Source organism: Rhizobium sp. BK316 (genome assembly GCF_014193695.1).
In the GTDB taxonomy this organism is placed as follows: domain Bacteria; phylum Pseudomonadota; class Alphaproteobacteria; order Rhizobiales; family Rhizobiaceae; genus Rhizobium.
This window is the reverse complement of record NZ_JACHZR010000004.1, coordinates 170688-192717: the sequence shown is the minus strand read 5'-3', so window position 1 is coordinate 192717 and position 22030 is coordinate 170688. Positions and strand designations below refer to the sequence as shown.

At 63.0% G+C, this 22030-nt stretch carries 26 protein-coding genes; 7 read left to right on the top strand and 19 right to left on the bottom strand.

The features are described from left to right. Nucleotides 1–22: 22 nt before the first annotated feature. The 7 genes from FHT87_RS19760 to cobT form a co-directional block, all read right to left on the bottom strand. Nucleotides 23–2281 (bottom strand): copper-translocating P-type ATPase, encoded by a 2259-nt coding sequence (locus tag FHT87_RS19760; protein ID WP_183734785.1) that lies wholly within the window; start codon nt 2279–2281, stop codon nt 23–25. Next, nucleotides 2274–2951, bottom strand: coding sequence for an isoprenylcysteine carboxylmethyltransferase family protein (locus tag FHT87_RS19755; protein WP_183734784.1), 678 nt, complete (start codon nt 2949–2951; stop codon nt 2274–2276). Before FHT87_RS19755 ends, FHT87_RS19760 begins: the two co-directional genes overlap by 8 nt. Further along, nucleotides 2944–3213 carry a DUF2933 domain-containing protein gene (locus tag FHT87_RS19750; protein WP_183734783.1) on the bottom strand — a complete coding sequence of 90 codons (270 nt, stop codon included), beginning with the start codon at nt 3211–3213 and terminating at the stop codon, nt 2944–2946. Before FHT87_RS19750 ends, FHT87_RS19755 begins: the two co-directional genes overlap by 8 nt. 55 nt (nt 3214–3268) lie before the next feature. Beyond that, complete coding sequence (locus tag FHT87_RS19745) at nt 3269–4753, bottom strand: multicopper oxidase family protein (protein ID WP_183734782.1); 1485 nt, start codon at nt 4751–4753, stop codon at nt 3269–3271. 106 nt (nt 4754–4859) lie between these two features. Then, nucleotides 4860–5234: a hypothetical protein gene (locus tag FHT87_RS19740; RefSeq protein WP_183734781.1), complete on the bottom strand. Its 375-nt coding sequence runs from the start codon at nt 5232–5234 to the stop codon at nt 4860–4862. A gap of 22 nt (nt 5235–5256) precedes the next feature. Continuing rightward, a complete protein-coding gene (locus tag FHT87_RS19735; RefSeq protein WP_183734780.1) occupies nt 5257–5562 on the bottom strand; it encodes a hypothetical protein in 306 nt (101 codons plus the stop codon). Between the two features lie 316 nt (nt 5563–5878). After that, entirely contained in the window at nt 5879–6895 is a 1017-nt protein-coding gene (gene cobT / locus FHT87_RS19730) for a nicotinate-nucleotide--dimethylbenzimidazole phosphoribosyltransferase (protein WP_183734779.1), read from the bottom strand. Nucleotides 6896–7070: 175 nt separating this feature from the next. On the opposite strand from cobT, the gene FHT87_RS19725 reads away from it, so the two are divergent. From FHT87_RS19725 to FHT87_RS19715, 3 genes are read left to right on the top strand one after another with little or no spacing between them, the layout of a single operon-like run. Beyond that, a complete protein-coding gene (locus FHT87_RS19725) occupies nt 7071–7850 on the top strand; it encodes an adenosylcobinamide-GDP ribazoletransferase (RefSeq protein ID WP_183734778.1) in 780 nt (259 codons plus the stop codon). 18 nt (nt 7851–7868) lie between these two features. Then, nucleotides 7869–8066: a DUF1289 domain-containing protein gene (locus FHT87_RS19720; RefSeq protein ID WP_183734777.1), complete on the top strand. Its 198-nt coding sequence runs from the start codon at nt 7869–7871 to the stop codon at nt 8064–8066. After that, on the top strand, nt 8063–8764 hold the full coding sequence (locus tag FHT87_RS19715; protein ID WP_183735089.1) for a TIGR02281 family clan AA aspartic protease: 702 nt from the start codon (nt 8063–8065) through the stop codon (nt 8762–8764). The genes FHT87_RS19720 and FHT87_RS19715 overlap by 4 nt, the downstream gene beginning before the upstream one ends. A gap of 183 nt (nt 8765–8947) precedes the next feature. Here the strand turns inward: FHT87_RS19715 and FHT87_RS19710 are convergent, their stop codons facing one another. Beyond that, complete coding sequence (locus FHT87_RS19710) at nt 8948–9919, bottom strand: alpha/beta hydrolase (RefSeq protein ID WP_183804449.1); 972 nt, start codon at nt 9917–9919, stop codon at nt 8948–8950. 145 nt (nt 9920–10064) lie between these two features. Between FHT87_RS19710 and FHT87_RS19705 the strand changes: the two genes are divergently transcribed. Then, the gene (locus FHT87_RS19705; RefSeq protein WP_183804447.1) at nt 10065–10502 is read left to right on the top strand and encodes an Rrf2 family transcriptional regulator; all 438 of its coding nucleotides are present in this window, start codon (nt 10065–10067) and stop codon (nt 10500–10502) included. Between the two features lie 366 nt (nt 10503–10868). Further along, nucleotides 10869–11306: an EamA family transporter gene (locus tag FHT87_RS19700; RefSeq protein ID WP_183804445.1), complete on the top strand. Its 438-nt coding sequence runs from the start codon at nt 10869–10871 to the stop codon at nt 11304–11306. A gap of 3 nt (nt 11307–11309) precedes the next feature. Here FHT87_RS19700 and FHT87_RS19695 read toward each other — a convergent pair whose 3' ends face one another. Beyond that, nucleotides 11310–11705, bottom strand: coding sequence for a Rap1a/Tai family immunity protein (locus FHT87_RS19695; RefSeq protein ID WP_183734773.1), 396 nt, complete (start codon nt 11703–11705; stop codon nt 11310–11312). Between the two features lie 273 nt (nt 11706–11978). Further along, a complete protein-coding gene (locus FHT87_RS19690) occupies nt 11979–12431 on the bottom strand; it encodes a pyridoxamine 5'-phosphate oxidase family protein (protein ID WP_183804443.1) in 453 nt (150 codons plus the stop codon). Between the two features lie 148 nt (nt 12432–12579). On the opposite strand from FHT87_RS19690, the gene FHT87_RS19685 reads away from it, so the two are divergent. Continuing rightward, a complete protein-coding gene (locus FHT87_RS19685; protein WP_183804440.1) occupies nt 12580–12960 on the top strand; it encodes a DUF4180 domain-containing protein in 381 nt (126 codons plus the stop codon). A 41-nt stretch (nt 12961–13001) separates the two neighbouring features. On the opposite strand, the gene FHT87_RS19680 is transcribed toward FHT87_RS19685, so the two are convergent. Beyond that, on the bottom strand, nt 13002–13988 hold the full coding sequence (locus FHT87_RS19680) for a squalene cyclase (protein ID WP_183804437.1): 987 nt from the start codon (nt 13986–13988) through the stop codon (nt 13002–13004). A gap of 176 nt (nt 13989–14164) precedes the next feature. Between FHT87_RS19680 and FHT87_RS19675 the strand changes: the two genes are divergently transcribed. Then, nucleotides 14165–15088 carry a LysR family transcriptional regulator gene (locus tag FHT87_RS19675; protein WP_183804433.1) on the top strand — a complete coding sequence of 308 codons (924 nt, stop codon included), beginning with the start codon at nt 14165–14167 and terminating at the stop codon, nt 15086–15088. Here FHT87_RS19675 and FHT87_RS19670 read toward each other — a convergent pair. The 8 genes from FHT87_RS19670 to FHT87_RS19635 form a co-directional block, all read right to left on the bottom strand. Next, a complete protein-coding gene (locus FHT87_RS19670) occupies nt 15051–15788 on the bottom strand; it encodes an SDR family oxidoreductase (protein ID WP_183804430.1) in 738 nt (245 codons plus the stop codon). The genes FHT87_RS19675 and FHT87_RS19670 overlap by 38 nt on opposite strands. Before the next feature lie 113 nt (nt 15789–15901). Continuing rightward, a complete protein-coding gene (gene chrA, locus FHT87_RS19665; RefSeq protein ID WP_183804427.1) occupies nt 15902–17299 on the bottom strand; it encodes a chromate efflux transporter in 1398 nt (465 codons plus the stop codon). 1 nt (nt 17300) lies between these two features. Then, entirely contained in the window at nt 17301–18116 is an 816-nt protein-coding gene (locus FHT87_RS19660; protein ID WP_183804424.1) for a sulfurtransferase/chromate resistance protein, read from the bottom strand. Nucleotides 18117–18277: 161 nt separating this feature from the next. Next, nucleotides 18278–18808, bottom strand: a complete 531-nt coding sequence (locus FHT87_RS19655; RefSeq protein ID WP_183804421.1) for an AAA family ATPase — start codon at nt 18806–18808, stop codon at nt 18278–18280. 115 nt (nt 18809–18923) lie between these two features. Next, nucleotides 18924–19289: a hypothetical protein gene (locus FHT87_RS19650; protein WP_183804418.1), complete on the bottom strand. Its 366-nt coding sequence runs from the start codon at nt 19287–19289 to the stop codon at nt 18924–18926. Between the two features lie 179 nt (nt 19290–19468). Continuing rightward, nucleotides 19469–20782: an ATP-binding protein gene (locus tag FHT87_RS19645; protein ID WP_183804415.1), complete on the bottom strand. Its 1314-nt coding sequence runs from the start codon at nt 20780–20782 to the stop codon at nt 19469–19471. Further along, nucleotides 20779–21456: a response regulator transcription factor gene (locus FHT87_RS19640; protein ID WP_183804412.1), complete on the bottom strand. Its 678-nt coding sequence runs from the start codon at nt 21454–21456 to the stop codon at nt 20779–20781. Before FHT87_RS19640 ends, FHT87_RS19645 begins: the two co-directional genes overlap by 4 nt. Continuing rightward, complete coding sequence (locus tag FHT87_RS19635) at nt 21453–22028, bottom strand: cytochrome b/b6 domain-containing protein (RefSeq protein WP_183804409.1); 576 nt, start codon at nt 22026–22028, stop codon at nt 21453–21455. Before FHT87_RS19635 ends, FHT87_RS19640 begins: the two co-directional genes overlap by 4 nt. Nucleotides 22029–22030 lie beyond the last annotated feature (2 nt).

Genomic DNA, 22030 nt, shown 5'->3' with positions numbered 1-22030 from the left:
TCTAACTCTTTGAATCGACGCATCAGGCTTTCCGAAAATCGATTCCGATTTTCGGGCCGATGCTATAGTCGATCGACGTGCGCCGAAGTCGCAGCGAGTTGCCAATGACGCTGACCGAAGAGAGCGCCATGGCGGCCGCCGCGATGATCGGCGAGAGCAGCAGCCCGAAGGCTGGATAAAGCACGCCGGCGGCAACGGGCACGCCGGCGGCGTTATAGATGAAGGCGAAGAACAGGTTCTGGCGAATGTTGCTCATGGTCGCGTGGCTGAGCTTGCGCGCCCGGGCGATGCCCTGCAGGTCGCCCTTCAGCAGGGTGACGCCGGCGCTCTCGATCGCAACGTCGGTGCCTGTCCCCATGGCGATGCCGACGTCAGCGGCGGCAAGTGCGGGGGCGTCGTTGACCCCATCGCCGGCCATGGCGACGACGCGTCCTTCGCGTCGAAGCCGTGAGACCACCTTGCCCTTGTCCTCCGGCAGGATCTCCGCCTCGACCTCCTCGATGCCGAGCCTTCTCGCCACCGCCTGCGCTGTCGTCTTGTTATCTCCCGTCAGCATGACGACGCGAATGTTCTCCTCCTTCAGCGAGCGCAGCGCCTCGGGCGTGGTCGCCTTGACAGGGTCGGCGATCGCAATCAGGCCGCCTGCCTTGCCGTCGATGGCGACGTAGATCACCGTCGCCCCCTCGCCGCGCAGCGTCTCGGCCTCCGCCATGAGGGCCGAGAGGTCGACACTCGCTTCCCTCATGATCCGGTGGCTGCCGATGACGAGCCTTTTGCCGTCGACCGTGCCGGTAACCCCCTTGCCGACGGGACTGTCGAACTCGCGAGCCTCGCCCAGCGCAAGATTCCTTTCCTTGGCCGCGGCGACAATGGCCGCGGCAAGAGGATGTTCGCTGGCGCGCTCAAGGCTGGCGGCCAGCCTCAGAAATTCAACCTCGTCGAAGCCGCCGACGGTCTTCAGCGCCGTGACCTTCGGTCTGCCCTCCGTCAGCGTGCCGGTCTTGTCCACCACCAGCGTGTCGATCTTCTCGAAGCGCTCCAGCGCCTCGGCGTTCTTGATGAGGACGCCCATGCTGGCGCCGCGCCCGACGCCGACCATGATCGACATCGGCGTGGCGAGGCCGAGGGCGCAGGGGCAGGCGATGATCAGCACGGCGACAGCCGCGACGAGGCCATAGGCGAAGCGCGGTTCCGGCCCCCAGATGCCCCAGGCGATAAAGGCGGCAACGGCGATGAGGATCACCACCGGAACGAACCAGCCCGAGACCTGGTCGGCCAGGCGCTGGATCGGTGCGCGGGAGCGTTGGGCGTCGGCAACCATGCGCACGATCTGGGAGAGCATGGTATCGCGCCCGACCTTGCCAGCCCTCATGACGAAGCCACCGCTCTGGTTGAGCGTGCCGCCGATCAGCTTGGCGCCGACCTCCTTGGTGACCGGCATGGATTCGCCTGTGATCATGGATTCGTCAACGGAACTTCGGCCTTCGATGAGCTCACCGTCGACCGGCACTTTCTCGCCCGGCCGCACCCGCAGGCGGTCGCCGACGACAACCACGTCGAGCCCGACGTCCTCATCCGAACCGTCGTCCCTGATGCGGCGGGCGGTCTTCGGCGCAAGATCGAGCAGCGCCCGGATGGCGCCGCCGGTCTGCTCCCGCGCCCTGAGTTCCAGCACCTGCCCCAACAGCACGAGGACAGTGATGACGGAGGCCGCCTCGAAGTAGATCGCGACGGAGCCATCGGCGGCGCGGAAAGTGTCCGGAAAGATGCCGGGCACGGCCGTTGCGACGACGCTGTAGATCCAGGCCACGCCCGTTCCCATCGCGATCAGCGTGAACATGTTGAGGCTACGGTTGACGAGTGAGGCCCAGGCTCGTTCGAAGAACGGCCATCCCGCCCAGAGCACGACCGGTGTTGCCAGGACAAGCTGAATCCAGTTCGAAAGCTGCGCGCCGAGCAGCATATGCAGGTTCGTGAGATGACCGCCCATCTCCAGTGCGAGGACCGGCAGCGTCAGGACGAGGCCGATCCAGAACCGGCGCGTCATGTCGACGAGCTCGGCGCTTGGCCCCGTCTCGGCCATAGCGACCTCCGGCTCCAGCGTCATGCCGCAGATCGGGCAGGTGCCGGGGCCGATCTGCCTGATCTGCGGATGCATCGGACAGGTGTAGATCACACCTTCCCCAGGCGTCGCCCCGACACCCGCCTTTGCCGCGGGCTTCTCTTCATCGTGATGGTGATGACCATGGGCATGACCCTCATGAGCGTGGTGATCAGTCATGAATCGCCCCTCCCCGATGGCTTCCGGCGGCGCCTGCGCCGTGGCCAAGCCTTGGGATAAAGCGCGGAACGGTTCTGGCGTACACATCCCACGCCGTTCCGAACTCCGCCCTGGAGGCCTCCTCTTCCCGCTTCGCAAGCCGCACATAGACCCAGACCAGAACCGGGAACATGGCGAGCGTCACAAGCGTCGGCCACTGCAGCAGAAATCCCGTCATGATCACGATGAAGGCGTCATATTGCGGATGCCGGACGCGGGCATATGGTCCAGTGGTCGCCAGGCGATGCTCTTGCTGTGCGGCGTAGAGCACATGCCAGCTCGAAGCGAGCAGCCAGAAGCCGGCGATGATCAGGATGTTGCTCGCAAGATGGAACGGCCCGAAATGCGGATTGACCCGCCAGCCGAACATCATCTCCAGCAGGTGACCGGCATCATGCGACCAGAAGTCGACGCCGGGGAAATACCGCCCGAGCCAGCCGGACAGCAGGTATATGGTCAGCGGGAAGCCGTACATCTCCGTGAAGAGCGCGACGATGAAAGCGGAGAAGGCGCCGAGCGAACGCCAGTCCAGCTTGGTTTCGAGCCTCGTGAAGCTGGCGGCAAAGATGATGAACACCACGGAATTGATGATCACCAAACTCCAGAGTCCATAGGCTGAGGTGTCAGACATCGCCTGCCTCCCTTCCCTTCTGCCGTACGGTGCCGGTCCCATGGCCGGCATGGCCGTGACCGGAGTGTCCGGAATGACCACCGTGACCGTGATGCATGAACAGATGCATCAGCGGACAGGCCAGGATGAGGAGCCAGGGCAGGATGCCAAGGAGGTGCACGCGATGCTCATAGGCAACGAGTCCTAGGGCGATCACAGCGAAGGCAATGAAAACGGTCCTGCTATAGGTACTCCAGGCCGGTGAGGAATGGTTGTCGTTCATGAGGATGCCTCGTTCGAGGGAGTTCGGGAAAGGCCTCGCGGTCCGGGGGACCGCGTCAGCCGACGCCGTCATAGGTGACATAGGCCATCATGCCCGTCGCCATGTGATAGAGGTGATGGCAATGGAGCGGCCAGCGACCGGGATTGTCGGCATCGAAGGCGAGGACCACGCTCGTCATCGGCGGCAGCAGGACCGTATCCCTGACCGCGCCGGCGACTGGCGTTCCGTTGATACCGATCACCTGGAAATGGTGGCCGTGCAGGTGCATCGGATGCGCCATCATCGACATGTTGGTGATCCCGACTTCGATCCGCTCGCCGCGCTTGACGACGAGACCGTCCGCCCCGTCAATGCCCCAGGTGTAGGCCGCCATGTCGCCCGTCAGCGAGAGTTCGAAGCGGCGGTCTGCCGCGCGGATCACCAGCGGGCCGACGGGACGCAGCCGCCGTTCCAGATCCAGTCCGAGAAGCGGCCCCTTCCCCTCGCCCTTGACCGCAATCCTGCTGATATCAGCGCCCGCGCTGGCGAGGATGACGCCCGTCCGTTCCGCGGCTCCCTCGCGCAGGGCAAGGATTGGAAAGGCCCCGCCGTCCTTCGGAAGGCTAAGGCGGATATCGAGGCGCTGGCCCATAGAGACCGGGAAAGCCGTGCCGACGACCGGCTGCACGCCCTGCCCGTCGACGGCGACCAGCTCTCCGGCAAGGCCGCCGGTATCGATGGTAAAGGCTGTCGCCGTGGCACCGTTGATGATGCGCAGGCGAACACGTCCGCTCTTCTCGACGGTGACGACCTCGGGATCGTCGAGCGTGCGGTCGTTCGCAAGATAGGCATCGTAATCGATATCGTTGATGTCCATGGCCGCCATTCCCGGCATGGCCATGCCCGCCATGGTATTGCCTGACATCATGTGCTGCATGCCGGCCATTCCCTGCATCGCGCCGTGGCCCATGGCCATGGCGCCATGTGTGGCATTCCCCTTGAGCTTCGTCAGCAGTTCCTCCGCCGACAGGAAGGAGAAGTCGTGGAGCAGGACGACGACCTCCTGCTCATCACGCTTCAAATCTTCGGCGGTCCGCACGATCAGCGGCGCGGCAAGCAGGTTCTGCTCCTGCAGCGTATGGGCATGCATCCAGTGCGTGCCGCCTGTGCCGACCGGGAATGTGTAGCGGCGGGTTTCGGACGGCTTGATGAGTGCGGCCGGATTGTCGGGTACGCCGTCGGCGTCCCAAGGCGGCGTCAATCCGTGCCAATGGATCAGGGTCGGCTCGTCGATGGCGCTCGACAGGGCAACGTCGAAATCGGTTCCGGCGTCAAGCGCCAGTCCCTGCCTGCCGTCAGGCTGGACGAGGCCGAAGACGCGCGCGGACCTGCCTTTGACATCGATGGTCCGGTAGCCGATGGAGAGGATGCGGGGTGTCGCTTCCTGTGCGGGTGAAGACTTGCCGTCCAGTGCAAAGCTGCTGACAGGACGGAGCGCAGCCGACATGCCGAGCGCTGCTGCGCCGACTGTCAGGCCGTTTAGAAAATCACGGCGTTTCATTCTATTTGATCCTAGCTTCCAGGTCGGCAAGCCGACCATTGGTCTGGGGCTGCCTGCGGCGCCCGCGGAACTGGCCGAGCGCCGCGACAAAGCGGCCTTCGGCATCTCAGACCGAAAGACGAGGAGGACCGAGCGTGGGCGGGGGCGACAGGCCGCTGCCGGTTTGGTCACCCCATGCGAAATGGAGGACGGAGCCCCTGGCTGCTGGGGCTTCCGTTCTGTCGATAGTCATCAGGACGACGCAGAAGCCGCACGAAACGGTGCAGCAGCTCTTATGATCGGGAGTGTGAAAACTGCCCGGGAGCGAGGCTTTGACGTCTTTCTGCACAAAGCTTTGCTCGACGCCGTAGTGAACGTGAATAGGGCGTTCGCGGCACTGCATCGCCGTCGCCCCTGCCGTTGGCGCGAACAGAAGCGCGAGCGCGACCAGGACGGTCAGCGCTGCGTTCATCAAAGCGAACCTGCGGCGGTCGGCGGCCATGTGTGCGGCTCCGTTCCCGTGATCAGCCGAAGCGACGGCTGACGAAATTGAAGATAGCGGCGATCAATGCACCCGCATAGCCGCCGAAGATGACGCTTTGAAGGATGCCCAGCAGCAGGCTGCGAAGATCGAAGCCGGTCAGCCCCTGGTAGAATTGCAGCCACGGCCTGTGCAGGCCCCATTCAGGAACGACGAAGCCGAGGAGCATGCATAGAACGAACGAGATGGTTGCGAAAGCGGCAAGGGTCGCGCCAAGCACCGGTACAGAGACGCGCACGAGCGCCGACGACGATGCCTCGGGACCGGGGTGAAGGATCGTATTTGCCATGATAGCCCTCCGATGGAACTGTCCATGAAGCTATGACGATATGTTGGATGTTGGAGCTTTTCGCGCCGATGATCCTTGATCCAAGTCAATAAATCCTGACAATACCGGGCATCTTACGTCAAGGCGTCTGAAAACGCGCCACGGGGCGTCGAGCACGGTGACGTTTCACCCGCGTACCCGGCCCAGAATATGTTGTTGGCGCAATCCCGATCCGCGTCGACCATGGATCAGTGCGCTAAGCGGACTTCACCTTCCCCGGTGGCGGGAGCCGGCCTGCCACAGTTCGCCCCCGCTTCCGTGAGCTGAAGTTCAAGCCTTAGTGTTTGCCGGAAACGCCGGCCTGGCTGAAAGTTGCCATGCCGGAATGACAGGCGGCAGCCGCCTTGACGATACCGGCGGCAAGCGCCGCACCCGTGCCTTCGCCAAGCCGCATGCCGAGCGCCAGGAGCGGCGTCTTGCCGAGCTGTTCGATGGCCCGCAGATGGCCGGGTTCGGCAGAAACATGGCCGATCAGGCAATGGTCGAGCGCAGACGGGTTGGCCGCCCGCAGGATCGCGCCGGCAGCGGTTGCCGTATAACCGTCGATCAGCACCGGAATACGCTCCATGCGCGCCGCAAGAATAGCGCCCGCCATGGCAGCAATCTCGCGCCCGCCGAGCCGGCGCATGATCTCAAGGGGATCGTCGAGGTGATCGCTGTGCAGCTCCACGGCGCGCTCGACGGCATCGATCTTGCGCTCCAGCATCTCGCCTTCCGAACCAGTGCCCGGACCGACCCAGTCACGCGCCGTGCCGCCATAAAGCGCATAGTTGATCGCAGCCGCAATCGTCGTGTTGCCGATGCCCATTTCGCCGATGCAGAGCAGGTCCGTGCCGCCGGCAATCGCTTCCATGCCGAAGGCCATGGTCGCGGCGCAGTCGCGCTCGGTCAGTGCTGCTTCCTGGGTGATGTCGCCGGTCGGGTAATCGAGGGCCAGGTCGAAGACTTTCAGGCCGAGATCATAGGCGACGCAGATCTGGTTGATCGCCGCCCCGCCGGCCGCAAAATTCTCCACCATCTGCTGCGTGACTTCCGGCGGGAAAGGCGTGATGCCCTGCCGCACGACACCATGATTGCCGGCGAAGATCGCGACCAGCGGTCGGTTGACGGCGGGCGGCTTGCCCGTCCAGGCGGCGAGCCAGAAAGCGATCTCTTCCAGTCGGCCAAGCGCACCCGGCGGCTTCGTCAGCTGCGCGTCGCGTTCGCGGGCGGCGACCAATGCGCGGGCGTCCGGTCCCGGCAGGTCGCGAAGAAGGGCGCGAAAATCGTCGAACGGCAGGCCTGAAACGCTCATCTGAATGGCTTTCCTTGTATTCTTGTCTTTTCCCGGCAAATCGGGTTGTTAGCGTGGCGACTCTCTTAAAGCGAGCGGCTCAGGCGAACAATGTGAAAAAGCAAACAACGCCAAAAGCAGCAGGGAGACATAGGCGCTGGGGAGAGACGGGGGACCGCGGAGAATGATCCCAGGAATGATAAAAGCCATCGTGGTCGATGCCGCGCGCGCCGTGGCTTTCCTGAGCCGCATTCCCGTACCGCCATGGCTGTTTGCCGGCTATGACGGCAAGCTTGGCCGGCTGGTCCGCGTCTTCCCGCTTGCCGGTCTCGTCATCGGCGCCCTGCCCGCCCTCGTTTTCCTCGTGATGCTGGCGTTTCGCACCGACCGGCTGATGGCGGCTTTCGTGGCACTCGCCGTGCAGACGATCCTGACCGGCGCGCTGCATGAGGACGGGCTTGCCGATACGGCCGATGGTATCGGCGGCGGTAAATCGCGCGAGCAGAGCCTTATCATCATGAAGGACAGCCGCATCGGCAGCTATGGAGCCATTGCCCTCATCCTCTCTTTCGCACTCAGGGCGTCGGCCCTTGCAGCGATTGCCCGTGAAGCATCGCCCCTTGCCGCAGCGCTTGCCATTCCCGCCGTTGCAGCCCTCAGCCGTGGAGCGATCGCCTGGCACTGGCAGCGCCTTCCCGCCGCGAAGCCGGACGGGCTCGCGGCTTCCGCAGGAAGCCCCGCCGAGGTGACGATGCAGATCGCCCTCGTCACGGCAGGTTTTGCGACGGCAATCCTCATCTGGCCGGCGCTCGGTCTTCAACCGCTCGTCTCAGTCCTCCTAGGCGCAGGCCTTTCCGCTCTCGCCTTCACCTGGTTCATCCGCCGCAGGCTTGGCGGCCACACCGGCGACACGCTCGGCGCCACCCAGCAGATTTGCGAGGTCGCAGCCTTCTGCGCCCTTGCCATGGCCCTCTGAAATCCCGATATATCGCCCATGCGAACACCCTGCATCCGCGTATGCTCTCTGGATCCTCTCACTCGTCTCTGCGCCGGATGCGGCCGCACAACGGATGAAATTGCCGGCTGGATGCGCTTTTCCGACGAGGAGCGCGAAGCCATCATGGAAAATCTGCCCGCCCGCCTCGCCGCCCCTGCTTCCGAATCGACGAAAATCCTGGAGACGACAGGCTGATGCGCCTCATCCTCCTGCTCGCCGTCATCGGCATCGGCCTTGCCGTCCTGCTCTTCAACAGCGACCAGAGCCGCATTTTCGGGCTGGCAAATGACGATTTCGGCCGCTTCGTCTACCTGTTGCCGATCGCCCTCATGCTGGCAGCCGGCATTTGGGGCAGCCGTCGAAACATAGGCCAGACCCTGCGGCAATTCATGATCTGGCTCGTCATCATCCTGGCGCTGGCCACCGCCTATCTCTACCGGCAGGATGCGCTCGGTGTCGGCAACCGTCTGCTAGCCGGCCTCGTGCCAGGCCGCGCCGTCGTCGTCACGACCAGCGAGGGCGGCCAGGAAGTCATCGTCCACAAGATGCTGAACGGCCATTTCGAAGCCGAGGTCTCGGTCAACGGCCAGTCCGTGCCGATGCTGGTCGATACCGGCGCCAGCATGGTGGCGCTCTCGCATGAGGATGCGCTGCGCATCGGCATAGATCCGAAACAGCTCACCTATTCCATGACCGTGATGACCGCCAACGGCCGCACCCGCGCCGCCCCGGTTACCCTCGATCAGGTGGCGATCGGCCCGATCGTGCGCAGCAATGTCGCAGCAACGGTTGCCGAAGATGGCAGGCTCGACCAGAGCCTGCTCGGCATGAGTTTTCTGGAAACGCTGGGTTCCCTGCAGATGCAGACGGATGAGCTGCGGATGCGGGATTAACAACCGCATCTGCCTTGCAGCATCGGCCCCGGCATCTTCCAGACAATCGCCGACGGCCGAGTCGGCAGCCAGGAACTGATCGCCGTTCTCGACCCGATGCTGGAAGACAGGCGCTAAGCATCTGCCCGAAAATCGAATCGATTTTCGGAAAGCCTGATGCGTAGATTCAAAAAAGAGAGCCCGTCACAAACCCCGCACGAAATCGATCATTGCGCTGCTGACGATGTCCGGCTGCTCCTGCGGCAGCCAATGGCCCGCACCGGGCACGAACTGTGTCGTTCTCTGGCGACGCGCGAGCGCCGGCATCGTAGCGATAATCTCCCGCATGCCGGGGATTGCAAGGCCCGTATCGCGTTCGCCGGCCATGAAAAGCGAGGGGATCTCGACCTTCAACCCCGTCAGAGCCTTCTGCAATTCCCAGTTCCGGTCGAGGTTGCGGTAATAGTTCAGGCCGCCGCGAAAGCCCGATGCCTTGAATGCATCGACAAAAATTTGGAGATCGGATTGCGGCAGCCAGCCGGGAAGTGTTTCGCTTTCCGGCAGATCGGCAAGTAGGCCGGAGGCGCGAGACACCATGCCGAAGGGATTGGGCGTTCCGTCGCCCGGCAGCCGCGCACCGGCCTCGCCGCTGGCGGCGGCGTAGATCTTGCGCAGTGTAGACTCCACATCCCGTTCGAACTCGGCCTCCGCCACTCCCGGTTCCTGAAAGTAGAGCACATAAAGCAGGTGATCCGGCGTCGCCGGAAAGATCCTCGTCGGCGGCACGGGCGGCTGGCCCATGAGAGGCACGCTCATGGCGACAACGCCGCGAAACCGGTCCGGGCGCATCAGCGCCGCCTGCCAGGCAACCGTTGCACCCCAGTCATTGCCGACAATAACGGCCTTTTCCTCGCCAAGCGCATCGACAAGTGACACCACGTCGGCCACGAGATCGAAGACCGTGTAGGCGCCGATCGTATCGGGGCTTTCCGTCCGGCCATAACCGCGCATATCGGGCGCCACGGCATGGAAACCCGCCTCGGCAAGTGCGCTGAGCTGATGGCGCCAGGCATATGAGGTCTCAGGAAACCCATGGCAGAGCAGCACCAGCGGCCCCTGGCCGGCCTCGCAGATGTTCATCCTCAAGGTTGCGGTTTCAATCATGCGCTGCTGCATCTCTGCCTCCTCGATATCAGGGCTGCCGCCCCCGGAAAAATCGCATCCGGACGGTGTTGAACCTTCTATTCCGTATCTTTTTACGTTACAGAAAACAGGAGTCAATAGACCGTAACACTATTTGTTACACTATGGAGAAGCACAGATGCGACAAGACGGAAGACTGGCGCGGATGATCCATGTTCTCGTCCATATGGGATTGCTGGGCGGCCGGGAAACGAGCGAGCGCATCGCCCAGATGCTCAACACCAATCCTGTCGTCGTTCGCCGCACCATGGCATCGCTGCGCCAATACGGCATTGTCGAATCCGAAGGCGGCCGCGGCGGCGGCTGGTCGCTGACAAGGCCGCTCAAAGACATCACCGTTCTCGATGTGCAACGCGCCCTGCAGGGCGAAACCATCCTTGATGCGCCACTTTCCAACGATCACCCGTCCTGCCCTGTCGAGCGCGCCGCCAATGCCAAACTGCAGCGCGCCTTCGAAAGTGCCGAACAGACGCTGGAGCGGGAATTCCGGAAGGTGACACTCGCCGAAATCGGCGAGATCGCCATGGCATCGGCCAAAGCCGGCAAGACCGGCTGACGCATCGACGAGGCTGCTGGACGAGACCGGCCAAATCTGCCAAGCTTCGACACAACAACAAGACCACAAAGAACAAGAAGAAACTCCTACTGCATAATTCCCGAAATCGGAATCGATTTAGGGATGAAATTATGCAGAAATTCAAAGTGCTACAGCGTCCTTTGCGCGTCTGAAAAGACGCGCGGCGCTGTAGTCTGGTGGCACCCAATCCCGATCGGCTTTTCCGAAAGCCCTACAGCATCGGCCCGAAAATCGGAATCGATTTTCGGAAAACCTGATGCGTAGATTCAAAGGGATAGAGCGTCCTTTGTGCGTCCGATTGGACGCACGGCGCTCTAGCGTATCAGGTGCGACAGGAGTTTTGCGATGAGTGCATTCTGGCCCTTGTTCGTCGGCGGCGTGGCCCCCGCCGTCTTCTGGGGCATCACAGCCATCTTCCAGAAGCAGAGTGCGACAGCCGGCGCCGGCTCATCCGCCTATCTCATCACGTTCGGGCTGACGCTGGCCATCACGGGCGCAATTGCCGCCGTCATTTGGCGCCCCGCGCCCTGGACCCCGACCGGTATCGGCTTCGCCCTCCTTGCCGGCATCTGCTTTGCGTTCGGCACCGGTCTCATCAGCTACGCGCTCTTCACCTATGGCGTTCCGGTCTCGAAACTCGCACCGATCTGGAGCTGCAACGTGCTGGTGACGCTTGCCGTCGGCGCGATCTTCCTCGGCGAGGCATCGCAGGTCGATCTCTGGAAACTTGTCCCCGGCACCCTGCTCATCATCGGCGGCGCCATCCTGGTCAGCAATGCCTGACGCTTATTCCACCGGGCAGGTGTAGCGGCTGGCGATGACGGTCATAAGCAGGTCGTTGCCTTGAGATCCGCGGATATCGGGATTGTCCTGCAGGAAGCGGCAGAGCATGTCGCCGATGGCGATCGCCGTCGTGCCAGCCGGCAGGCAGATATTCACGCCGACCGACTTGCCGAAATAGGCGTAGTCGACCATCGCCCTCGAACTGGGAACTGCATCGGCAAGCGCGCGCCGCGCAAGAAACTCATCCCGGTTCCATTTGTCGAGCCAGCCGGAGACATAACCGGTCACGAACTGGCGTGAGCCGCCGCAATCCGAAAAGAGAAGATCACCGCTTGCAAATTCCATCGGCGCCTTGGCCGCAACAGTCGCCAACAAGGTGGCAATGAGAATGCCCGGCATCTGATTCCCCGCCCGGTGTAGATGCCGGAAATTTCAGGCAGAACATGTCGGAATTAAGCTGAAACTGTTGCCGATCTGTGGTGCCGGCAAAGATGGTAAATGCTCGATCCCGAACGGAAATTTCTCCTTAACCGAGGTAAATAGGCTTCGCTGTGCCCTGCCGTGCAGCAATGTGTCAAAGACCACCTGCTTGAATGTCTCGAGCGGCTGGCGGGTCATCTCGCTACGGTCGACCGTCTCGGCGGCTGCCGGGCATTTGCGCGGCATGCCGTATCAGACCGTGACGAGATCGGCGTGCCCGAACCCTTTGGAATAATCGAGCACGGAAATCACCTTCGGCACGACACGGAAGATGCAGATCTGATCCCGCGTCGGCATTGAGATCGACAGACCTTCCTGAGCCGGATATTTCGCCGGCATGAGCCGCACCACCCTGTCCGCCTCGTCAGGGTCTTTCACCTTCTCCGCATGCGCCGCCATCGACAGGCCGGTGATTTCCATCAGCTGGCCGGCATCCGGATTGATTGTCAGCGACACCCTGTTGTCGCGCGCGATGTTGGCGGCCTTCTGGCTGTCTGGGCCGCAGAGGAAATAGAGCGTCAGCCCGTCATTGACGTAACCGACCGTCGTCGCCTGCGGCCAGCCATCCGGCCGCAGCGTCGCAACGCTCATGATGCGCTGACCGTCCAATATCGCCTGAATCGTCTTTCTGATCGTCTCGTCCATGGATGCCTCCATTCCGTTGATGACGAAGCAAGCCTGTCTCCATGGCCCACATCAGGCATTGACGCATATCAACGGAAGACCCATGTCCCAACCGGACAGACGTTCGTGCTGATCGACAGGCCGTCCGTCGAAACGAGAGGGATATTCCGTGCACCCCGACATCAGGCTTCTCCACGGCTTTCGCCTGCTCCTCCGCAATCCGGATGGCGCGCGGCTGACTGCCGACAGTGGCTTTGACGACCTGATCGGCCATGCCCTCGGCGAAGCCGTCGATTGGGTGGTGCTGCCGGTCGAACGCCTGCCCGAAGGTTTTCTGAACCTCCGCTCAGGCATTGCCGGCGCCGCGATCCAGAAATTCGTGAATTACCGGCTGCGCCTCGCCGTCATCGGCAATATCGACGCCGAGCTTGCCGGCAGCCAGGCGCTGCGAAGCTTCGTTCATGAGACCAATCGCGGCACGGATTGCTGGTTTCTCGATACGATGGAAGAGTTGGAGACCAGGCTCCAGGCTTTCAGCACACCGGCTTAAGCCACGGTTTTAATGTGATAATGCGGAATTCCTTGGTGGCATTACGTTAGGGAAGCCATCCAGCCATCCCACCATTTCAAGACGCGCAGCGCCCTGAGCGTCACCCAGCGGGAAGGCTCTCCCTCGCCGTCATCCATCACGAACCAGGCCCTGCCGGACAAGCGCCAGTCGAGCGGCCAGCTCCCATCTTCGAGGCGCCGCGAGCGGAGGTATTCAATTGCCTCCTTCAGCCGCATATCAGGTGCAGCCCCTGTCAGCAGGCTTGACGCACGAAAGTAATCGAGCGCCCGCAGCACATCGAAGCGCCAGCGGTTCGGATGCAGGAACTGCATGAATTTATCATCGACGGGCTCGCCATTGCTGAGCCGGCGCATGAGATGCCGCGCCAGCAGATAATCCTCGCCCGACCGTCTTGCCTCGCGCGATTGCACCGTGCCGCCGGTCGCCCGCTCATATTCCAGCAGTCCCTCCAGCACATTGATCGTCGTGTGGAAGGACGAGCGCGCCGAGCCATTCGCCCGCTCGCAGTTCCAGCCGCCATCGGCCTGTCGCTCGCCGAGCAGCCTCTCGACGATGGGCGAGACATCGACGCCGAAATAGGCGCCGTCGCCGACCGTACGGCCATTGATGCATTCCTCCACCTCGCCCTCCCAGAAGGGCTGCCCGCCCTCGTCCCAGCGGCAATTGGCGCCGATGAGCGCGACCGTTCTCCTTGCGCTCTCGGAGCCCGGATCGAGCCCGAACTCGCGAAGCTGCGTCAGCGAGAAATTCGTCGCCGTCCATGGCTGGCCGGTCGCCTGCCATTCCTCGCGCGTGAAATCGCTGGGCACGAAGGAGCCGCCCGCCCATTGCCCGTCCGCATCCTGATAGGACAGCAGCTCGGCACCCCACCCTTCCCGCTCTACCTTCTGCCGCTCGGCGGACCAGACAGGCTCCGGCGCATCGAAGAGATCACGCAGCACCTGCCAGCGGATGGCCGGGTCGGAGGCAAGCAGCCAATCGATCACGGATGTCTCTGAGGGCGGCATCGGCAAGGCTCCTTTTTGCTTGCAAATACCAACGCAGCTTGGCCAAACCGACGGCTGCCGTCAACATCACTGGACCCGGCGCGGCGGTGACGCCCAAGCGGAGAGACTCCCTCTTCGCTCCGCCGCCTGATATAGGCAGGGAGTGCCCATTCTTGCCATGGAGCACGGAGCCCAGGATGAACCCACGACAATTGAAAACCTTTCTTGCGGTCGCAAGGCACTGCAACTTCACCCGCGCGGCAAGCGAGGCGAACCTCGCCCAGTCGAGCCTCAGCGACCAGATACAGGTGCTCGAAGAGGAATTGGGCGTGCAGCTTTTCGAGCGCTCCCGACAGCGTGTGACCCTGACATCGGCCGGTGACACGCTGAAAGCCTATGCCGAGGAGATCCTGGCGCTGAACGACGAGGCGAAGGCAGCGATCCGTGCAGCCGCCGGCCTTGGCGGCCAATCGCTTACGATCGGCACGCTCGAAACCATTGCGGCGGAGAAACTCGCACCCTTCCTGTCACGCCTTCGCGAGACGCATGCCGATATCGGCCTGACGCTGAAGATCGGCGGCAGCGGTGAATTGCAGCGACGGCTGGAAGATGGTTCGATCGATATCGCCTTCACCTTTGATCGCGGAGAACGGGACGAGCGTTTCATGACCCGCCTCGTCTCGCGGGAGCCGCTGGTACTCATCGCCAGCCGCAATAACGGAGCCACATCGCCCGAAAGCCTCGCGGACCTGAGCCATCTGCCCTTCATCGCCACGGAAACCGGCTGCGTCTACCGCCGGCTCTTCGATGCGGCCTTCACCGAAGTAGGCATTGCCGCACCCGATATCGTCACCCAGGCCGACAGCATCCAGACGATCATCCGCCTCGTTGCATCCGGCGCCGGTTACGGTCTTGTTCCGCGTCTCGCCGCCGCCCCGGCTGCCGAGCGCGGCGACGTCGTGGAGCTGTCCTGGCCGGGCGATACTCCAACGGCTTCGCTGGTCATGCTGTGGCGCCGCCGGCGCCTACAGCCGCCGGCGCTTTCGCTGCTGCTTGGCTCGGCCGCTGAGGCTTTCCGGCCATTCAGACCAGCCGATGCCCGCCTTCGACGTGCAGGATAGTGCCTGTCGCAAAGCCGTTACCGATCAGGAAGCAGATTGCATCGGCAATATCCTCGGGCCTACCGACGCGGCCTACCGGCAGGCGTTTGGCCATCGCCTCCAGCGTCGCCTGCTTGGCGTCACCGGCAACGAAACTCCAGATCGGCGTGTCCACCCATCCCGGCGATACCGCATTGATGCGAAGAGGCGCAAGCTCCACCGCCAGCGCCCGCACCAGCCCTTCCAGCGCTGCATTGACGGCAGCAACGACCGAACCCCGCGCCGCCGGCCGATAGGCTGCCACGCCCGACGTATAGGTGATCGAGCCCGACGGCGGCAGGCGGGGTGCGCCGTATTTGGCAAGCAGCAGCGGCCCGTAGAACTTGCTCTCGACCACCCGCTGCGCCGCCGAAAGCTGGATATCCGGCAGAAGGTGGTAAGCTCCCTCAATGTCCGCCGCCGTGCTGACGATATGATCGACCGGCCCGCAATCGCGGAAGAAGGCAGCAATCTCCTCCTCCCGCGCAAGGTCGAGGACGGCGGTCTTAAGACCAGAGGGATCGCCGAGCTGTCGCCGTGCCGCCGCAAGCCTCTCCGCGCTGCGCCCTGCAATCGTCACGCCAGCCCCTTCGGCCAGCAGTCGCCGCGCCAGCACCAACCCCATGCCGGAACTGCCGCCGATAATGATGATATCGGCGCCTTCGATCCTGATTTCGGTCATCTGCCGTCTCCTTCTTGGTTGGGAGAGCAGATGCCTTGCGCCGGGCCGGAAGAAAAACGGAAGAAACCGATGATGCCATCGGTTTTTCCGATGATACGGCTGCCGGCGATGCCTCAGACCGGCCAGACCATCCCGGCGGCTGCGCAGCCCAGCAGGACCGGAATGACCGCCAGCTTGAACCGGAAGATCGCGATGGCTGCCGCAAGGCTCAAGAGCAGCGATGGCAGCGACAGCGACGTCCAGACAGGCAGCTCGATCGAGAAGGGTCCAAGGCTGTGCACTTCGGCGCTCCGGAACAGGAAGTGCAGGCCGAACCAGATCGCGAGATTGAGGATGACGCCGACCACGGCCGCCGTGATGGCCGACATCGCGCCAGCCAAGGCGGCATTGCCGCGCAGCTTCTCGATGAAGGGTGCGCCGAGGAAGATCCAGAGAAAGCAGGGAACGAAGGTCACCCATGTCGTCAGGATGGCGGCGAGCGTGGCTGCAGTGATCGGAGAGAGGCTGCCGGGATCGCGATAGGCGCCCATGAAGCCGACGAACTGGAGAACCATGATCAGCGGGCCGGGCGTCGTCTCCGCCATGCCGAGACCATCGAGCATTTCGGTGGGTTTCAGCCATCCGAAATGCTGGACAGCTTCCTGCGCGACATAGGCGAGCACGGCGTAAGCGCCGCCGAAAGTCACCAGCGCCATCTTGCTGAAGAACACGCCGATCTGCGTGAAGATATCGCCGGGTCCGAGGAAGAGATGGAGCAGCAGCAGCGGCAGCAGCCAGAGCACCAGCAGCACCGACGAGATCCTCAGCGACCAGCGAAGATTCGGTCGCGCATGATCAGGTATATCTTCCCCGAGCAGCGCGTCGGCATCGGACAGCACCGCGCCGACGGCTGCCTTGTGCCCGCCACCGCCCTGAAACAGGCGGGAGCCCGACTTCGATCCCAGAAAGCCTGTCATGGCGGCTGCCAGGATGATGACGGGAAAAGGCACGTGGAAGAGAAAGATCGCCAGGAAGGCGGCTGCCGCGATCCCGATCATCGCCTTGTTCTTCAACGCGCGGCCACCGACCCTGACGACCGCCTGAATGACGACGGCAAGCACGGCGGCCTTCAGGCCGAAGAACAGGCCCTCGACGACATCGACGCTGCCGAGGGTCACGTAGAGATAGCTGAGCGCCAGGATGGACAGGAAGCCGGGAAGAACGAACAGGATGCCTGCGACCAGGCCGCCGGCGGTTCGGTGCATCAGCCAGCCGATATAGATGGCAAGCTGCTGTGCCTCCGGTCCCGGTAGCAGCATGCAATAGTTCAGCGCATGCAGGAAGCGCTGCTCGCCGATCCACCTCTTCTCGTCGACGACGATGCGGTGCATGACGGCGATCTGCCCGGCCGGCCCTCCGAAGCTGAGCGCCGCGACGCGCAGCCAGACGCGAAAGGCTTCACCGAAGGTGACGCCATGAGGGTTTGGCGACGCGCCGGTGTCGGGCGTCGCATGGGTAACGGCACTGTTCACGTCAGCCTCCCTTTTTCGCGGAAGGCCAGTTGTGCGTTTCGTCCGTGGCGTCGCGGCACCAGCGATAGAAGGCATCGTAGAGCAGCATGCCGGCATCCAGCTGCTTGAGGTCGTCAACGAACATGCGCGACAGGCCGAGCGAAGCGGCCAACAGCCCGGCCGCTTCGGGGGCAAGATCCGGCCGGGCGGTATCGGCGCCGCGAACGATCGTTGCAAGCCTCGACATCGGCCCCGAAACAAGGCCGAATTCCTCGATCATCACATCGAAGGTGCAGAGCTCGCCGCGATGGCTCCAGAAGACCTCCTCGATATCAAAGGGTACGGCGCCGAAGCGGTCGGCAACCATCAAGACATCGGATGTCGGCACGAAGAGAAAGACGGCCGAGGGATCGACGAAGCGCCGGATAAGCCATGGGCAAGCGATACGGTCGATCTTCGGGCGCGCACGCGTGACCCAGACGGTCCGTCCCTGCCGGTCGCGCGGCGGCAGCCGGTTGACGGGCACAGCCACGCCGCCCGCGCCGATCCAGGCTTCAAATCCGCCTTCCAGCACTTCCGCGTTGCCGCCGGCATGCCGGATATGGGCGGCCACTCCATGGCTGAGCTTGCCGCCTGCCTGGCAGACGACGACCGCCGGGCCGGTGAAGCTGCCCGCCCATTCGGTGACATCGGTGTGAGATTTGCGGATCGAGCCCGGCACGAGCCTCGGATCGTGAGCAAAATCCTCGTCGGTGCGTACATCGACGATGACAGGCGCACTCGGTATGCCGACGATGCGGGCGAGTTTGTCTGAAGATATTTCGAGAAATGACGGCATGACGCGTCCCTCCGTTGTTCGGTTTCATGGACGCGATTCTTCGGCATGTCGCCTCGTGGGGTGATCGCAACCCCATATGGTTTTTATGCGCGCCGTCGTTTTTTATGTCAAGCTTCGGGAGGTTCATGTCTTTATGCTGACAGTCAACGGGCGCTGAAACTTCAGCCCGGCAGCCGGCTCAGCAGAAAATCCGCCCGTGCTGCGACATCGACTTTCGGCAGCGTGACGATCTGATAGCCGATCTCAGGATAGGCTGAGGTCAGCCGCTCATATTCGGAAATCGCTTCCTCGAAACCATGCCGCCGCTCGGGGTCGTTGATATAGATCTCCGGCCAGGGCGGCGTCAGGAACACCGTCTGGTGATAACGATGCTGGTCCCGCAGCGTCTGCAGCACCGCTTCTCCGGTCGTGGCCTGCAGCGCCGAGGCCGCATCGATCAGGCCGCGGTCGAAAAACGTCCAGCCCGCCTGCGCCTCCGCCAGCTTCTGATCCTCGAGCGCCATCGCGATTGCCCGCCGGGCAAAGGCAGCCGGATCGACCCAGGGCAAGGCTGCGCCCTGCCCGGCCAGCTCTTCTTTCACGATCCGGCGTCCGGGCTCTTCGACGGTTGCATAACCGCGCCGGGAAAGCTCTTCGAGCAGAGTGGATTTCCCGCCGCCGGAGCAGCCGGATATGACGACCAGTTTGGTCATGGATATCTCCAATCAGTGACAAGGATGAAATGCCGGCCTGGAGCGACACGAGGCCGTCACTCCACCGGCGCTTGAGTATTGAGGGCTGGGGATTGGGATTGCGGGGCCGAACCGCCTAGCGGGAATTGGCCGCCACGGGCAGGAAGCGCCCGCGTATCGCCCCCTCGGTCTCATCGCTGCGCCAGGCATCGGGAAAAGGCAAATCCCAAGCGAGCCGCCGTACAGCGTCGAGGCTTAGGCCATGATAGCCGAATTCTTCGAGACGCACGATCAAAAGGCAGGGATCGATCTGGATAACGACCCGCGTCGATCCCCCGAGCTGGTTCAGGATATGCAGCATGGCCGCGTGTGATTTGAAGCCGAAGGCGCTGGCCAGCGCCTCATCGACATGGCCGGAACGCAGCATGTCATGCTGTTTTCTGAGCGCTTTCTTGAAGGCGGCAATATTGGCGGCCGAAAATTTGACGGTCGGTTGGAGCATCGGACGATCCACTGTTCAGGTCGATGGCTGCCGATTACGCATCGACCGTTGAACATGGTCGTCTTCCGTGGCGCTATAGCCCTTCAACCCGGCAGCAGGTTCGGACAGGCTCTCCGAACCGGAAGATAGCAAGCGCGATGACCGGCCACAAGATGAGGACACGCCACCCGTTTCGAAAATCAGGAACCGATTTCCAGATCGAAGGCGTGGCCGCGCTGGGAGCTGGAGCAGCGCAGTGAACCCCGATGGATCGCGGCGATGCGCTCGACGATCTTGAGGCCGATTCCGAGGCCGTCGCTTTGCGTGGCAAAGGTGTTGACGGCGGCGGGATGCTGATCCTCGACTCGAATACGGCCATTGGCAACACGCACGATAATGGCGGTACGGATAGGCGTATGGCGAACGGCATTTTCGATCAGGTTGCGCACGGCATCTCTCAGCAGGGCCGGCACGCCCTGCACGATGGCGGCATCGACCTGCGCGGAAAGTTCCAGCGAGTGATCGTTCTCGTAGACCCAGGGGGCAAGCTGTTCCACGACGCTGGATGAAAGCTCGACGAGGTCGACCTCCTCGAACATGCCGTGATCGAACGTATCCAGCCTGGCAAGCGCGGTGATCTGGCTGACGAAGCGCACGAGGTCGTCGAGATCCGCCTCCGCCTTGCGCGCCCGTGGATGGTCGATATGGCCAAGCTCCAGCTTGATCGCCGCAAGCGGCGTGCGCACCTCATGCGCGATGCCCGATGTCAGGATCTTCTGGGATTTCATCAGCTCGCCGACACGCTCGAAGGCCCGGTTGACGGCCTCGGCGAGATGGGCGACTTCCCGCGGCATGTCCTGGAATTGCAGATGCGAGCGCGAGTCCATCGGGTCGATCCGCTCAGCCGCCTCGGCCGCAATCCGCACTGGCTTCAGCGCCTGGCGCACGGAAAGCAAGGTGGCGCCGAGCACCAGCACCAGGAGAATGCTCATCGGCACGATCATATGGGCGATCACCTCATTCCAGAGGACATCCGATATGACATCCTGGGGATCGCCCATTGTCGCGACATCGATGACGAAACGCTGCCCGCCGACGGTGAAGGCCCGCCCTCCAACCAGCGTCAGCGGCTTGCCCGGTGAAAGCGACCGCAGCCAGAAATCCGGCGGGTTCACATCGGGCGGCAGGAAGCGGCTTTCGCAGGCAGAATCGCATGACTGGAAGACCAGCTCGCCATCGGCCCCGCGGATACGCGCCACATAGCCGGTCTGCGCCTGCCCGTACCGCCCCTCGACGCTTTCAGGAAGCCGGTAGCGGACGGTGTCATTCTCCTCCGCTGTGATGCCGGAGGCGAGCCGCTCGGTCTCCTGCTCCACGAAGAGGCGCGAAAGCTCGCCGACATTCCAGTAATAGTCCGAAAAGATCACCGCGAGCTGCACCACCATGGCCAGCACCGCAAAGAAGGCGATGCGCCGCGCCAGGATGGTGCCTAGTGTCGGCGATTTCAGGCTCACCCGCGCGCCTCCCGCATCATGTAGCCGACGCCCCGCACGGTCTCGATCAGCGCCTTGGTCGGATGTCCGTCGAGCTTCTTGCGCAGTCTCGAAACGGCGAGCTCCACGGCATTGCTGCTGCGCTCGTCGCCGAATTCCGAGAAGGCATGCTCGATCTTCGGCTTAGGCACCACCTGGCCGCCATTGCGCATCAGCAATTCGAGCAGGCCCTTCTCCGAGGGGGCGAGCGCGATCTCGTCGTCGCCGCAGGTGACCCGCCGCGAAGCGACATCATATTGCAGGGCTGCAAATTCCAGAACCGGCATGGCAGTGACCGGCGCACGCCGCGTCAGCGCGCGGATGCGGGCGATCAGCTCGCCATTGTGAAAGGGTTTGACGAGATAGTCGTCGGCGCCGGCATCGAGCCCGGCAATGCGTTCGTCGACCGCGCCGCGCGCCGTCAGCACCAGAACCGGCATCTGCACCTTGGAGGCCCTGAGCGAGCGCAGAAACGCGATCCCGTCCTCATCGGGCAGGCCGAGGTCGAGAAGCATGAGATCGTAGTCCGTTCCCTCAAGGGCAAGCCGCCCCTCTTGCGCCAGCGCGAAGGCATCGATCTTCCAGCCGGCATCGCGGATGGCCTCGCAAAGCAGCTCGCGAAGCCGGGAACTATCCTCGATCAGCAGTATCCTCATGCCTTCTTTCGACCTGTGACCATCGACCAGACGAGATTTTCCCTGTGCCTCCAGCTCTCAACGATGGCCGCACCCGCATGGGCGAAGGCAAGCACCATGATGCCGTTTGCGATGGTGCCATGCAGCTTCTCCAGCCACTTCTCGCCCCAGAAGGCGTCGAGCGTCGTCATCCAGCCGGTCAGCGCCGTTGCCGCCAGCAATGCCATCAGGATGAGCATCATAACCGATGCCAGCGGATTATGCCCCAGGTAACGTTTCTCGCTGCCGTCGATCATATCGAGTATCTGCTCCATCACCCTGCTTGGCGTCGGCAGGAAATCGGAAAAGCGAGCGTGTTTTGTACCGACGAAACCCCAGAGGATGCGAATGACGATTGCCGCAGCCACGACATAACCCGTGATGCGGTGCCAGTATTTGCCCTCCTCGAGAATGAAGAGGTTGAGCGTGCAGGCCGCTACGATCGTCCAGTGAAACAGCCTGACGACCGGGTCCCAGACCCTGATCGTCTCCGTGGCGGTGTCGGAGGGCTCCTGGCCCTCCTCCTCCTTCTTCTTCAACGAGATACCCGTCATCG